This window comes from Streptomyces hyaluromycini, assembly GCF_002217755.1.
GTDB lineage: Bacteria > Actinomycetota > Actinomycetes > Streptomycetales > Streptomycetaceae > Streptomyces > Streptomyces hyaluromycini.
This window is the reverse complement of sequence record NZ_BCFL01000024.1, coordinates 167,783-182,086: the sequence shown is the minus strand read 5'-3', so window position 1 is coordinate 182,086 and position 14,304 is coordinate 167,783. Positions and strand designations below refer to the sequence as shown.

The window sequence follows — 14,304 nt, the reverse complement described above, 5'->3', positions numbered from 1 at the left end:
GCGGATCGATTTTTGAGACCCCTGAACTGCGGATTCGTGAGCGATGCGTTTGTATCGGCGACGCCTTCGGAGGTTCTTTCGGAGATTCTTGACGCTCGGCTGACGCTCGAAGCGGACGTCTCTGATGCTCTGCAGTGGCGGTGCGAGCGACCACCCGGCCCACGTTCCTTGGAGCTGAGAACGTGGCTCGACCGCGCCACTCTGATACCGACCTCGTATCGCTCCTGCATGGCGATGACACTCCGGCTCTCCGACGACCTTGATACGAAGCTCACCGAGCGGGCTCGTCGTGAGGGCCGCAGCAGGCAGGGACTTGTCGTTGAGGCCATCACGTGACGCTCCGAACCGGGCCGAGTTGAAGGTTGAGGACGTCTTGGCCGAACTCATGGACAGCGATGCGGAGACCCTGGACTACCTGAAATTGTCGACGTGCCTTACGTCCAGATCGACGAGATCCTGGCCATCGCGCGCACGGTCAACGGTACCGAGTACAGCGTTCGTGGCATGAGCCTTCTGGTGTCGGCGATCGAGCGACCCCGGACGAACACATTCGGAGTCGAGTTGTATCCCACGCTGCACGAGCAGACGGCTGCACGCTGTCGCCCGAAATCGTGCGTTGATCGACAGCAACAAACGCACCACCTGGCTCGCCGTGCGCCTCTTCCTGCGGTTCAACGCGTCAGCGCGAGTACCGTCCGCCACCCGTCTCCATTGCCGGCCCGTTCGTCGAGGAAGTTGCGCAGGACAACATCGATGTACCGGTCATCGCCACCGTAAGCGGTGCTGGTTCCATGCATTCCGCCGGGCAGGCTGATCCCGTTCGCTTGGGATCCGTTCGTTCAGCGGATTAATTTGTATGCCTTCGAGAGGCGGAGCAGCGAGTCCGCTCGGCGCCGAAACTGCGTCCCGAAGGAGAGCTGACCGACACCCCCCGGCGCCCCGCCGATACGACTGGACCCCGGCCTAAGAATCCCCCGAAAGCGGGTCCTGGGCGCCGTGCTAACACTGAGGTTCTTCAGCGCTGACGCTCCAGGGTGAGGACGGCGGCAGTGATTTACGACATTTGGTTCGGGCTGTACCGGGCTTTACGAAAGATGCGCCAGGACTTCAGGCTGGCCACGCCTCGCTCCACCGGTGCGAGTGCTGCGGAGAGTGCGCGGTTGACCGAGAACGCTGGGTTCGCGGCCGGGTGGGCGCCTGACCGGTGGTCACTCATGGACCGGCGCCCAGGCAGGCGCGGTAGGCGAGCACGGGCGCGCCCTGGCGCTCGCAGATGCAGATGATCCGGTGGGTGCGGCCGGGCAGTGCGGGCGAGAGCTGCAGCAGCTTTCCGCCGGATCGGCCACTACCTGCACGTTCACTCCGTCGCTGGTGGCAGGCCCGCGGCCGACACGACTAGCCCCGCGCCCGCCGACTGCCGATCACTGCCGACGGCGGGGGATCCAACGGCTACCGCACCCCGCGGCTGGAAGACCCAACTCGCCGATCTCGCTGCCGAGACCGGCCTCGAGATTACGGTGTGTCACCTGCCGCCCGGCACATCGAAGTGGAACAAGATCGAGCACCGGCTGTTCTTCCACATCACCATGAACTGGCTCGGCAGGCCCCTGACCAGCCGTGAAGTCATGCTCCAGACCACCGCCGCGACCACCAGCCGCACCGGCCTCACCGTGCATGCCGAACTCGACAGCGGTGAGTACCCCACCGGCATCCGCGTCAGCGACGACGAGATTGCCTCCCTGCCCATCACCCGCCATCGCTTCCACGGCGACTGGAACTACACTCTCCACCCTCAGCGTCCGATGGACGATGCGACCACCGGCAGCACACCGGACGAAGCCCTGGCGGACAGGCCGACTCGCCTCATGCGGCGTTCGCTCCAGGACCCGGAACTGACCGGGATGACCCGCCGGCAGCTCAGCGAGCTCATCGACCCGTTGACTCCAACGATGGATGTCCAACGCGAGCAAGTGCTCCGCACACGTCGAGGCCACGAGCGCCTGGTGGCCCCTGGCACAGGTGCCAAAGCCAAGCTCACCTCAGCCGACCGGGTCCTGGTCACCGTGCTCCTCCTGCGAGAACTCGCGACCATGGACCTCCTGGGCCAGCTCTTCAACACCACCGCCATGACCATCAGCCGCGCAGTGAAAGACGTCCGCCCGCTCCTGGAAGCCCACGGTATTCACCTACCCGCATCAACAGCCCGTTTCCGCATGCGGGAAGACATCGCCAGGTTCCTCGGCCCCGACAAAAGCAAGAACAAATCGACGTGTTGATTCCAGGCAAGCCCCGAGCCGTCGGGCGTCGTCGAGCAACCGGCACCCCAGTGCAGCGCCGAGACCCTGAGACTTTTCCAACCTCAGTTTGAGCAGGTCAGGTGCAGAGTGAGGACGGCTTGGACGAGGCATGGTGATGCGGGACGAGCTGCAGCGGAGTTTCCGCAGCAAGATGCCAGCCCTTCAAGGTGCCATGGCATGCTCGCCCAGCACTCAGATGCGCGCGTGGCATCGGTTGACGGCCTGCTGACCTGCGAAGAGTCGCTCCCATTGGCTGCGGAGGGGCACCCGGACGGCGCCGTCGGTGCCCTGGAACTCGTAGAGCCTGCCCGAGCGATCGTCAGGGTTGGATGGTCAGGCCGGTCCCGGCGAGGCAGCCGTCGATCAGGTGGGCTCTGAACTGGATCTTCTTCAGCTTGCTTTTGACGAGACGGACGAGGCCGCTGGGATCGGTGGCCACGAAGTTGGCGATAGCGTGGTTGAGGAGTGACCACACACCTTCCGAGGGGTTCAGCTCTGGTGCGTATGACGGCATTTGGAAGATCCGTAACCAGTCCACGTGCTCTTCGGCGAAGGCGATGACTTCCTTGGCGAGATGGGCGTTGAGGTTGTCCCAGCACCACACGAGCGGGGCGTTGAGCTGCTGGTGTGCGGTGATGATCAGATCGCGGTACTCGTGCCGAGCGAACGTCTTCGGCTCGCCCCCGCGGCCGTGGCCGACGTGCAGCCGGTAGAAGGAAGTGCGGGCGGCTGCCGGGCCGGTATCAGACGGCGCCGGCGATGTTGACACAGCCGTTTCCCCGGCCTCGCACCCGCACCACCGGGCGTGCTCCGCGCAGTGCCCAGGTGCGGCCTTTCGGCGGCCTCAGTCCCTGGCCCGCCTCGTCCTCGGAGCAGATGTAGGCGCCCAGGTCAGCCGCTGTCCTTTTAACCGCGGCCACACCTCGTCCTTCCACATCTCGATGGCCTCCTCGTCAAACTCGACCGCATGACGCACCGGGGCCTGGCAGGACCAGCCATGCCGCTTCAGCAGCTTGGCCACCTCCTGAACGTATAGCCCTTGTGGAACAGCCTGCCGGTCAAGGTCTTGATCCGGCCCAGCGTCCACCGCTGGTCGTCACTGAAACCGTGTGTCAGCGGCCCCCGCTTCAGCTCCGCCTCCAGCCGGTCCCACTCTCGCACCGACTGCCGCTCGCGTGACACCGGCCCCGTCGACGTCAGCGCCGCGATCCCGCCCTCGCGCCACGCCTTGCGCCACCGCCGCACCGTCCGCTCCGTGACCCGCAGATCGGCCGCGATCACGGTGGCCTCATCGCCGTGCTCGAACCGCTCGGCCGCCTCCAGCCTCAGCAACTTCCGCTTCTCCTCCTCGACGGGCGTATACCCGCCCCTCCGTGCGTACCGCATGATCCCGTCGTATCGCAGGGACCATGAACCGTCACGACCCAGCAGGCTCTACGAGTTCAACCTGAGTATGCGTGTCATCAGCGACTGACAGTGCGTCATCCGCCACTATTGCGACAACGTATCGCCTACCCGATGAACTAGGCATTTACGGGCGATGAAGCTGCCCGATGTGATAAATCGCCGCCGCGTCACTGCCCGCGCTTCAGGTCACCGCGCCAAGTGACGCTAATTCGGAGAACGGTCACCCGAACGCTCATAGAAGTCCGCACGGTGAACCACTCCGGCTCGCCCCGCATTCAGCACGCAACCGGAGTTGACCGTGATCGAAGACGCCGCGCCCGCTACCGTAGCGCTGCCTGATCTCGTACGCGAGGTCGTCACCCCTGCTGCGGCGGCCGAAATCCTTGAGAAGACCCGCTTGCACGGCTGCAATCCGCGCAAGCTGGATTCCTCTCACGCCCGGCGACTTGCTCGTGACATGTGCAACGGACGCTGGGACGACTACAACCCCGACGTCCTCTCTCTGTGCGGTCATGGAGCCGCAATCCAGGGACAGCACCGCCTTGAAGCGGTAATCATCAGCAAGGCGCCCCGCAGCTTCCTTGTCGCCCGAGACGTGCCACATGGTGCGGCGACAACGATGGACTGTGGCAAGGCTCGATCGGCTGCGACCGCGTTGTCCCTAGTGGGCGTCGATGGGCATCGCAAGGACATCTCTTCGACCATCCGGCTGCTGCAGAACTACGACGTCGAACGCAAGAACGTTGCCTGGCCCGCGTGGCGGTCGGTCGTCTATACCAATGCAGAGATCGTACGGTTCTTCCAATTCAAGTATTCCGACCTGCCGGTCTTTCTGCCGCTAATGACCGCAGTGAAGAACGGCGTGTACTCCGCCCCCGCAGCATCACTGGCATGCGCGTACCTGGTCCATCGGGACGGCGGGAGCATCTCGCACGCGGACGACTTCTTCCAGGGCCTGATCTCCGGAGCCCACCTGGACACAGCCGATCCTAGGTGGATCACTCGCCGGTACTTCCACAGCCCGGCCCGGCCACGACGCGGCAACATCACCAGCGCCCTTCACCTGGGACTGCTCCTGAAGACGTGGAACTTCTGGGTCACCGGTGAGACCTGGGAGATCGCCAACTTTCGCGCGACACAGCGCATGCCTGACATCGTCAATGCGTCATGTGCTGTACAAGCGCAGCAAGCCTTCAGGAATCCGAGCGAGGACGGACCCGTCGTTCCACGCCGCCGAGCTGCAGACCGAGTCAGCGTTCCTGGACAGACGATGGGGATGATGCACCTGCCCCTAGAAGAGGGTTTCCCCGTATGAGAGGCGCATCCCGGACAAGGCGATGGCGTTGGGCCGCTTGCCCTGCCCGACCTCTTCAACGAGCACCGCTGGAGCCCAAGGCTTTGGCGGGCGGTCACGCAATGCCATGCCCCGCCGAGCTTCGGACGTGTATGCCGGCTCGGACATCGACGTGGACGAGCGTCAGGAGCCTTTGGCTCTGCCCCCTAGAGCCGGTCGGCATGCTTGGGCGCCTCCTGAGGCGAAGCCACCGCGGAGTGCCGCTGCGACCAGCAGGCGCAACGGACTGCTGTCACGGCGTCACCCGTGCAGCGGACCGCGCAGCGAGGAGTGGATTCGCGGTGACGCTGCTCCATGCCGAGGACGGCGGGACGTCGGTGGAGCCCAATGCTCGTCGAACCGGGCAGGAACGCGCTGGTCCAAGCAGAACGTCTTTTGACAGGGCTGTCGACAAGCCGCGGTCACGCGTCTCCGTCGTAGATCCGAATCATTGAGCGAATGGTCACATCCAACGCGCCCCGTTGCGCCACCCGGTTTCACGTGGTCGCGCCACGACATCGATTCGCGCGACAGACATTGATCTTCGATGGTGTGACTGATCATATAAAGGTGGGAGCCCTTCGCGAGAGGGCTCCCACCACAATCCCGTGTGCCCAATGAAGGAGAAACACGGTCATGAGTCACTCTCCCAGAATCAGAGCCACTTCACGCTGGCGCAGGCCCCCCGGTGATGCCGTCCCTCAACCGGACGCAATTTCACCGCTCTGTGATGTCTCTTCGCACGTTCAGCCTCCCGAGAGCGCTCCTCCCAGAGCAGGCCGGAACGATTCATTGTTCAGACAGCGCACCCTCCTCGTATTGTGCGCAGCGGTCACCCTTGCCAACAGTGTGGGCTACATCGCGGCGTCCGCAAGTAGCGATCAAATGGCCGGGCTGACCGCAGGAGTCTTCGCGTTCGGTGCAGCCATCGGATTCTTCCACGAACATACGGATTGACGTCACGGGCCACTGAACACCGTGCCGAGTTGACGGTGCACCGCCCACCTCGCCGTCAACCGTGCCCTATTTTCGATCCAGAAAAGGAAGCCGAGCCGTCGGCGATGGCGGGCATTACTCACCGTGCTGGGCTCACCTCCGGCAAAGCAAGGTCACCTGCTCCGGCGACGTGAGCCCGCTCCTGATGACGCAGACACGAACCATCGCTACGGAAACGCCACTCAATCGCCCCTGTCTCGTATCCATCGGAGTCTGACATGAACGACGAGAGCATGTCTTCCTCTGCACCGCTCCCCTTGCCGGTGCGTGAGATCATCACCCCTGCTGCGGCGGCCGAAATCCTTGAGAAGACCCGCTTGCACGGCTGCAATCCGCGCAAGCTGGATTCCTCTCACGCCCGGCGACTTGCTCGTGACATGTGCAACGGACGCTGGGACGACTACAACCCCGACGTCCTCTCTCTGTGCGGTCATGGAGCCGCAATCCAGGGACAGCACCGCCTTGAAGCGGTAATCATCAGCAAGACGCCCCGCAGCTTCCTTATCGCCCGAGACCTTCCACACCAGACGGCCACCACTATGGACTGCGGCAAGGCGCGCTCCGCCGCCACCGCACTGTCCCTGGTGGGCGTCGAGCGGCACCGCAAGGACATCTCCTCGACCGTCCGGCTGCTGCGACTCTACGACGCCGAACGCAAGAACGTTGCCTGGCCCGCGTGGCGGTCGGTCGTCTACACCAATGCCGAGATCGTACGGTTCTTCCAGTCGGAGTACCTCGACCTTCCGGACTTCCTGCCACTGATGACCGCCCTGAAGAGCGGCGTGTACTCCGCCCCCGCAGCATCACTGGCATGCGCGTACCTGGTCCACCGGGACGGCGGGAGCACCTCGCAGGCAGACGACTTCTTCCGAGGACTGGTGTCCGGAGCCCACCTGGACACAGCCGACCCCAGATGGGTCGTCCGCCGATACTTTCAGCATCCGGCTCGCCCACGGCGCGGCAACACTGTCAGCTCACTTCAGTTGGGGCTGCTGCTCAAGACCTGGAATCTATGGATCTCTGACGGGGTCTGGGAGATGGCGTACTTCCGACCCAACGAGCGTATGCCCGAAGTCGTCCGCGCTGGCTCGGCCCGCAGATTCACCGAGGTGCAGCACGAATCAGCCGACCCGGACAGTAATAAAATGCCCTTGTCGCCGCGTCGCACTGCACGCCAGGTCCGTGTGCCCGACCAGAACACCAACACGGTTCAGGTACGCTCCTGAATAATCCGTGCTGGCTTCCTCGGAACCGAGTTGGGACAGCGTCAGGGCCACAAGGCGGCAGTCGCCACCAACCATCGGGCGCTTCCTCGCCGTGGCCCTTGGCCGTTCCGACACCCCGGAGGCTCCGCCAGGCCGCCACTGGCGACGACCTCTGAACGCAGGGCAGCCGGCATCCCGCCGTCGCTGGCCTTCAAAAGCGGCTGGAGGTCAGCCGATTTCGATTCCCACGAAGTGGTCATGCCCGAAGGATCCTGGTCGCCCGCCGACGATGATGTACCTGCCCCGGCGCGCAGATCGCGGCCGGCTTTGGCATCGCCCTTGGTACTGCCCCCGCCTACACGACGGCCGTCGGGTCATCGATTACCACCGGTCAGGCGCCCACCCGGCCGCGAACCCAGAGCTCCCGGTCAACCGCGCACTCTCCGCAGCACTGGCACCGGTGGAGCGAGGCGTGGCCGGCCTGAAGTCCTGGCGCATCTTCCGCAAAGCCCGGTACAGCCCGAATTGAATACGTCAATCACTGCCGCCGTCCTCACCCTGGAGCGTCAGTGCTGAAGAGCCTCACTTTGTGGGTGGTGTGGCAGGCTCGCGTGACGCTCATTTAACGCTCCAGCCCCGAAATTTCACGGTGGAGAGGCCATAAGTATCGTTTGACCTGCGGCTTCTTTGGCGGCATGGAGTCGTACACGGTTCCGATAACCTCGCACGTGGAGAGCGTCGTGATCCTGGAGCCTGTGGCGAAAACCGTCTGACCGGTGCGTTCAGGGATTCGATAGGTTTCCTCGTCCTCCTTGGACCGCCGAGCGGGTGGACTGTGGAGTGCGATGTACTGCTTGAACCTGTCGCCGACGCGAGGGTGATGAGGCATCACCTGAAGTGCGTGACAATCTCGTGACCTCTCGCCGGATGCTCTGGAACGCCGTCTTGCAGGTTTACGTGGCATTTCGGATGAAGTGAGCTGGTGGCAGCTCGCTGGTGGCGACGTGCGGGCGATCGGCCTCTTGAACCGGCTTCCGGAGATGCCGACTCCGGATGGCGGCCTCCAGGTCGGGCAGGACGAGCAGCGGGCTCAGCAGGACTTGTGGCCCATGTGGCTCGTTGCCGTGGGTGCTCCTGGCTGTCGGCTCGGGGCACCCGTGGCGGGAGGGGCCAGGGGATTTGATGGTAGAGGGCGGTGACCTGGTTTGGGGGTGAGTGCGTAGTTCCATGCCTGGACGGTGCTAATCAGGCCGGGGAAGAAGTCGTTGTTGGTGCCGTTGTGGAGGCTGCGGCCGATGGTGAAGGCGTTGGCGGCGTTCCAGGAGGTGACACCTGTGGCGGTGGCGGCGAGGCTGCCGTTGAGGTAGAGCTGGGCGGTTTTCGTGGTGGCGTCGTAGGTGCCGACCAGGTGGGTCCAGGTGTTGGCGGTGGCTGCTGTTGTCGAGTCGCCGGCTGTGAGGTCCGGGTTGGCTGTGTCGGTGTTGGCAAAGGTGAAGGCCCACTGTGGGCTACTGGTGTCTGTGCAGTCGTATGGGAGGTAGTAGGGGGCTGCTCTCGGTGCCGTCCTGGGCGGCGACGGTGGCGCTGCGGTTGGGCAGTGAGGAGAGTTGCACCCACGCGGCGACGGAGTAGCTGCCGGTGGTGTTGAGCGCCTGGCCGCTGCCGGCGGCGTAGCCGGTGGTGCTGTCGAAGGCGAGGGTTTCCCCACGGGCGTGGGGTCGTTGGTCCAGGTGGTGGTGCCGTTGAGGGCGACGGTGTTGCTGCCGACGCCGGTGGTGTCGTTGACGGTGTAGGGGGTGTCGGTGGGGGCGGTGTCGTTGGCGATGGTGAATCCGTCGCCGTCGTTGAGGGCCCAGGTGTCGTGGGGGAGAGGATGGCGAGGGTTTCGGCGGCGTATCCGGAGTTGGTGAGGTTGACGTGGTCGCCGGTGTCCGCGGCCGTGGAAAGTTTGTCCTCGCCCTTGCTGGTGTCGGGTACGGCGAGGGTGGTGTCGAAGTCGGCGTAGTAGACCGGTGGGGGGACCAGGGGCTGCCGAGGTCCATGTCGTCGAGCCAGCCGTTGACGTCGGTGCGGTTGCCGTCGACGGTGCTGGTGCAGGGGTCGTTGGGTGCGGCGCCGCCGCCGGTGAAGCCGTCGCAGGGGGTGAGGGAGGTCAGAGTGGTGGAGATGCCCCAGTCCGGCGTGATCAGTCGATGTCCGGATTATCGGCCTCTTCGAGGAGACGGGTCGCGAGGTCGTCGGCCCACTCCACGGCCCAGGAGCGGAGAGCGGTGATGGTGGCGTCATCGAGCCCATAGGCGGCGAAGGCTTCGTCGTCTGTCCATTCGGCGCCCGTGAGGTTCGACTGCAGATCCTCGCGCTCGAAGCGACCGCGGGCGTGGCGGCGGCCGAACTCCTCAAGCTCGGCATTGGTCCAGTGGCGGGAGGCCGCGAACACGTCGATCAGATCGCGGGGCGCTCCGCGGTCGGCGAGCGCGCGGACCTTGGTCCCGATCACGTCCTCCTCCGCGAGGACGGGCCCGTACGGGCTCTGGGCGATCGGCCGCCAGAAGATCTCCTTGAGGATGTCGACTTCGCATTCCTGCCCGGTGGCCGGGTCGGTCACGGTGAAGCGGGCGGACAGCGGGGCGGTCTCCAGCGCGTGCACCTTCCAGCCGCGGGCTTCCAGGCCGGCGCGGAGCGTGGTCGCGATGTCGGCCATGGGCGCCGGGTTCTCGGTGGCGACGTCGAGGTCCTGGCTGGGGCGGTTCACGAGGCGGTGCGCCCGCACGGCATATCCACCGGTGAGGACCAGGGGATACGGGGAGCCGAGCGCGATCACATCCGCCAGGAGCCGCGTGTGCAGCTCCGGCATGTCCGTCACGCGGCTGCCCGGGTGCGGGAGGCGAGCTGGGGGAAAGCGTCTTCCCATACGGCGCGCACGGTGCGGCCGACGAGGGTGCGCAGCACCGGCCACAGCTGGAGGAGCAGGTCCTGGTTGAGGTAGCGGGGCAGGTCGTCGTGCAGGCCCTCGTGCAGGACGGTGCGGTACAAGCCCATACGCTGGCGCGGCTTGCCCAGGTCGTATGAGGTCATCCCGGACCAGGCCATGTGCAGCGGCAGATCCACGACACCGCGGGTCGGCCCGTGCAGCTCGTCCAGCGACTCCGGCAGACGGCGGCGGAACTTCTCCCGGTACAGCGCGAGGTCCTCGGCGTCCGCGCCCGAGATGTCCCTCGGGGCGGGTGCGGGGTGCTGTGTGCTGGAGGGCATGACTCCATTATGGCGGCCGGAGACGTTGCGAGGGGCATGATGTGCGAGCTGACGTCCGGAGCGGGGGCGGATCCCCGGTGAACTGGTTGCTGCAGTCTGCTCAGCCCTGGGCAGGACGGACTCTCGGCCTTGACGCTCGTTTGACGCTCCGGGTGTCTGCATGAAGGGTGATGAGTCGAGAAAATGGCTCTGAACAGGGCTTTTCTGGGATCCGCTCAGGCCGACATCTTTCCGATGACGCATCATGTGGAGTGCGTGGCGATCCTGGAACCTGTAGCGAGGGGCCTCTGACCTGCGCCTTCGTGGATCTGATAGGTCTGTTCGACCTCCTTCGGAGTGCTGGGCGGGTACACCGTGTGGAGTGCGGTGTAGTGCTTGAATCTGTCGCGGATGCGAGGGCGACGCCCACTGGGTCCTCCCGAGGCGGCGGGTATCGGCGTGCCGTCGTAGACAGGCCAGAGGACGCAGAGCGCCGGTTTCGTCTCCATCCACCGGCATGAACCGGGTGCCGTGGACGGACGAGCCGCGTCCTGTGCTCGCGCGCCTGGCCGCAGCGGCCGCCCAGATGCTGTAGCCCGCTGCCGAAGCCGGCCGTGCAGGCGCCAGACGCTGGGGGTCCTGCCGGTCACAGCCTGAGGGTGAACCAGGTGGTCTTCCCGCGTTCGTCGGGGCGGACGCCCCAGGTGTCGGCGAGGGTGTCGACGAGGACGAGACCGCGCCCGGATTCGTCGTCGTGGGCGGCCAGACGCGGTTGGGGCAGGTGTGGGCTGAGGTCGCTGATCTCGACGGCGAACTCGGAGGCGCTGCGGCGGAGGCGGAGGACGACAGGACCTTCCGCGTGTTGGACGGCGTTGGTGAGGATCTCGGAGACCAGCAGTCGCGCGTCGTCGGTCCGTTCGGTGCAGTCCCAGGTGGCAAGGGTCTCGACCACGAAGGAACGGCCCGCGGACACCGCGGAGGCGGTGGCCGGCAGTTCTGTACGGGCGGTGTCCAGCGGGGCGGCGGGGATCTGGGTCAGTAGCAGGGTGACGTCGTCGTCGTGGCCCTCGGCATCGGGCAGCAGCGCGGTGAGGACGTGGTCGGCAGCGGCGTCGAGGCTGCTGGTGTGGGTGAAGGCGTCGTCGAGGGCTGCGGTGAGTTTGTCGATCTGGTGCTCGATGTCACTGCCGGGAGTCTCGACCATTCCGTCGGTGTACAGCACGAGCGTGGCGCCGGGCGGGATGGCCGAGCTGGACTGCTGGTAGAGGATGTCGCCGACGCCGAGAGGCGCGTTCACCGGCGCGGGAAGTCTGCGGCAGCCGCCTTCGGGATCGGTGACGAGGGTGGGCAGATGACCGGCGGAGCACACGGTGACGGATCCGGAGTCCGGAGCGATGACGAGGTAGCAGCAGGTGACGAGCTGGTCGGGGACGTCGAGGTCGGCGACGACCGCGTCCAGGGCCTGCATCAGCTGGCGGGGCTGCATGGCGGTCTTGGCCAGGGCGTGGGCGGCGGAGCGCAGCTGGCCCATGACGGACGCCGCCTCCAGACCGCGGCCCATCACGTCGCCGATGAGGACCCCGACCCGGCCGGCGCCGAGCGGGATGAGGTCGAACCAGTCGCCGCCCACGCCGGCGCCCTGGGTGGCGGGCCGGTAGCGGCTGGCGGCGGCCAGGCCGGGGATGGCGGGCGGGGTGCCCATGAGGCTGCGCTGCAGGGTGAGGGCGATGTGCTGCTGCTGCCGGTACAACTCGGTGAGTTCGGCCTCCGCGCGCTTTCGGTCGCTGATGTCGCGGACGATGGCGCAGGCGCCGATGACGGTTCCGGAGGTGTCCCGGGTCGGCCACAGGGTGACATCGACATCGAGCAGGGCGCCGGTACTGGTGACCCGGAGGGTTTCGAAATGCTCGATCTTCTCGTCCTGTCTCAGCCGCTCCAGCAAGTGGGTGATCTCGTCCTTGCGTTCCGGCGGTGCCAGCATGGACACGTGCTGCCCGATGGCTTCCTCGGCCGAGTAGCCGTACAGGCGCTGGGCGGCGGTGTTCCAGTAGGTGATGCGGCCGTCGAGGGTCTTGGCGAGGATCGCGTCCTGGGAGGACTCCACCAGCGCGGCGAGCTCGGTGATCCGCGCCTCGGCGGCTTTTCGTTCGCTGACGTCGCGTACGGCGGCGGAGACGAGGAGGCCGTCGGTGGTTTCCAGTGGGCTGAGGCTGATCTCGACGGGGAACTCGGTGCCGTCCTTGCGCAGTCCGTGCAGTTCCAGTCCGGCGCCCATGGGACGCACCTGACGGTTGGTGGTGTATCCGTCGCGATGCCGGGTGTGGTTGACCTGGAACCGTTGGGGCACCAGCAACTCGACCTGGCGGCCGAGGAGTTCGTCGCGCCGGTAGCCGAAGAGGGCTTCGGTCTGGGCGTTGACGAGGGTGATGGTTCCGGTGTCGTCCACGATGACCATCGCGTCGGGGGCCGCTTCCAGCAGCGCCCGGAACCTTTCTTCGGCGGCCTTTCGTTCGCTGACGTCGCGTACGGCGGCGGAGACGAGGAGGCCGTCGGTGGTTTCCAGTGGGCTGAGGCTGATCTCGACGGGGAACTCGGTGCCGTCCTTGCGCAGTCCGTGCAGTTCCAGTCCGGCGCCCATGGGACGCACCTGACGGGTGGTGGCGTAGTCGTCGCGGTGGGTGGCGTGCTGGTCGCGGAACCGGCCGGGGATGAGGATCTCGACGGGACGGTCGAGGAGTTCGTCGCGGTGGTAGCCGAAGAGGGTCTCGGTCTGGGCGTTGACGAGCTTGATGGTTCCGGTGTCGTCCACGATGACCATCGCGTCGGGAGCCGCTTCCAGCAGTCCCCGGAACCGGTCCTCGGCCGCTCCGGGCTCGCTCGTTCGGCTCGGGGTACCGCGTCGGCGGTGGGCCCGCTGGGCAGCTCCTGCCCCGTCTGTCGGCTCTGACGTGACCGTGTCGCTCATGGCGGCCCCAACTGACTGTCAGGTTGCGGTGAATCGGTCCATCCCAGCGCATCCCGGTCACGCCCGCCTCGGCCTGCCGCTTACTGGCCCCGATAGGGCCGTACTCGCCTGTTTGCGACCGGACGTCGTTGCTGTCTGGCGGAATCGAGGGGGGCAATGCGATAGGTCTTCGGCGGCATATCGTCGGGCCCCGCGAGCCTGGCCGTACGCGTCAACGCCCAGTGGCGGAAGGCGCACCGGCTTGCTGCCAAATGCTGGGTCGCACCTGCCGGCTTCTGCGTAGCGCCTTCGGGTCGGGCAGCGGCTGGTGGCCTGAAATGCATAGGTGACGCGCTCGATCGACCGTGACGCTCGTTTGACGCTCCAGCCGTTTCGGAGTCCGTCTTCGGTGCGGGAAAATGGGCCCTGACCTGGATGTTTTTCTAACGGTCGGCCACGTGACATCTTTCCGATGACGCACCATGTTGAGTGTGTCGCGATCCTTGAGCCGGTCGGTAAGGGCTCCTGACCTGCGATTTTGCGCGTGCGCATGATGTGCGTTGCGGGCGTTGTGGGCCGTGCTGCCGCCGTAACGCCCGCCGCGTGCACGGCCGGTGGCGGATGCCCGCCGGGAGCCGGCCAGTGACTGAGGATCGGTGAAGCGGAGCGGCCCGGCGGGGACGCCCGGGGGCGGCACGAGGAGTGTGTTCGGTGTCTCCGTGCCGAGCCTATAGCCCCGTTGATACGCCGACTCGTCTCCTCGATCTGGCGGACCGTTACGTCCGCGCATCCGCGAGCTGGTCCTGGCCGAGGTTGCGTGGATCGGCATGCCGAGCGTCGAGTCGGTGGGCGGCGAGGTGCGGCCGGATGCCGAAGTCGCTCCTTCCCGGC

At 66.1% G+C, this 14,304-nt stretch carries 6 protein-coding genes and 5 pseudogenes; 5 read left to right on the top strand and 6 right to left on the bottom strand.

All coding sequences use genetic code 11. The features are described from left to right. Positions 1 to 228: 228 nt before the first annotated feature. Positions 229 to 421: pseudogene (locus SSP29_RS61340) on the top strand (ribbon-helix-helix protein, CopG family); the annotation flags it as partial. A gap of 633 nt (positions 422 to 1,054) precedes the next feature. On the opposite strand, the pseudogene SSP29_RS60160 reads toward SSP29_RS61340, so the two are convergent. Then, positions 1,055 to 1,364: pseudogene (locus tag SSP29_RS60160) on the bottom strand (transposase family protein); the annotation flags it as partial. Here SSP29_RS60160 and SSP29_RS31635 point away from each other — a divergent pair. Next, positions 1,358 to 2,276 (top strand): annotated as a pseudogene (locus tag SSP29_RS31635) (ISAzo13 family transposase); the annotation flags it as partial. The pseudogenes SSP29_RS60160 and SSP29_RS31635 sit on opposite strands and share 7 nt — an antisense overlap. A 340-nt stretch (positions 2,277 to 2,616) precedes the next feature. Here SSP29_RS31635 and SSP29_RS61595 read toward each other — a convergent pair. After that, positions 2,617 to 3,683 (bottom strand): annotated as a pseudogene (locus SSP29_RS61595) (IS630 family transposase). 319 nt (positions 3,684 to 4,002) lie between these two features. Between SSP29_RS61595 and SSP29_RS31620 the strand changes: the two are divergent. From SSP29_RS31620 to SSP29_RS56755, 3 genes and pseudogenes are all read left to right on the top strand, one after another. Then, positions 4,003 to 5,019, top strand: coding sequence for a hypothetical protein (locus tag SSP29_RS31620; RefSeq protein ID WP_145968974.1), 1,017 nt, complete (start codon positions 4,003 to 4,005; stop codon positions 5,017 to 5,019). Between the two features lie 1,232 nt (positions 5,020 to 6,251). Further along, complete coding sequence (locus SSP29_RS31615; RefSeq protein WP_145968973.1) at positions 6,252 to 7,259, top strand: hypothetical protein; 1,008 nt, start codon at positions 6,252 to 6,254, stop codon at positions 7,257 to 7,259. Positions 7,260 to 7,656: 397 nt separating this feature from the next. Then, a pseudogene (locus tag SSP29_RS56755) lies at positions 7,657 to 7,814 on the top strand (IS5/IS1182 family transposase); the annotation flags it as partial. Positions 7,815 to 8,328: 514 nt separating this feature from the next. Here the strand turns inward: SSP29_RS56755 and SSP29_RS31605 are convergent. From SSP29_RS31605 to SSP29_RS31590, 4 genes are all read right to left on the bottom strand, one after another. Continuing rightward, a complete protein-coding gene (locus SSP29_RS31605; protein ID WP_167450043.1) occupies positions 8,329 to 8,946 on the bottom strand; it encodes a LamG domain-containing protein in 618 nt (205 codons plus the stop codon). Between the two features lie 477 nt (positions 8,947 to 9,423). After that, a complete protein-coding gene (locus SSP29_RS31600; protein WP_174856026.1) occupies positions 9,424 to 10,092 on the bottom strand; it encodes a nucleotidyl transferase AbiEii/AbiGii toxin family protein in 669 nt (222 codons plus the stop codon). A gap of 5 nt (positions 10,093 to 10,097) precedes the next feature. Then, complete coding sequence (locus SSP29_RS31595) at positions 10,098 to 10,490, bottom strand: hypothetical protein (RefSeq protein ID WP_089104272.1); 393 nt, start codon at positions 10,488 to 10,490, stop codon at positions 10,098 to 10,100. Positions 10,491 to 11,115: 625 nt separating this feature from the next. Then, the gene (locus SSP29_RS31590; RefSeq protein WP_150135275.1) at positions 11,116 to 13,434 is read right to left on the bottom strand and encodes a SpoIIE family protein phosphatase; all 2,319 of its coding nucleotides are present in this window, start codon (positions 13,432 to 13,434) and stop codon (positions 11,116 to 11,118) included. Positions 13,435 to 14,304: the final 870 nt, after the last annotated feature.

Excerpts from the sequence above, each read along its gene's own strand:
- SSP29_RS31615 (WP_145968973.1), top strand. The coding sequence starts at position 6,252 with ATGAACGACGAGAGCATGTCTTCCTCTGCACCGCTCCCCTTGCCGGTG.
- SSP29_RS31595 (WP_089104272.1), bottom strand. The coding sequence starts at position 10,490 with ATGCCCTCCAGCACACAGCACCCCGCACCCGCCCCGAGGGACATCTCG.
- SSP29_RS31600 (WP_174856026.1), bottom strand. The coding sequence starts at position 10,092 with ATGCCGGAGCTGCACACGCGGCTCCTGGCGGATGTGATCGCGCTCGGC.
- SSP29_RS31590 (WP_150135275.1), bottom strand. The coding sequence starts at position 13,434 with ATGAGCGACACGGTCACGTCAGAGCCGACAGACGGGGCAGGAGCTGCC.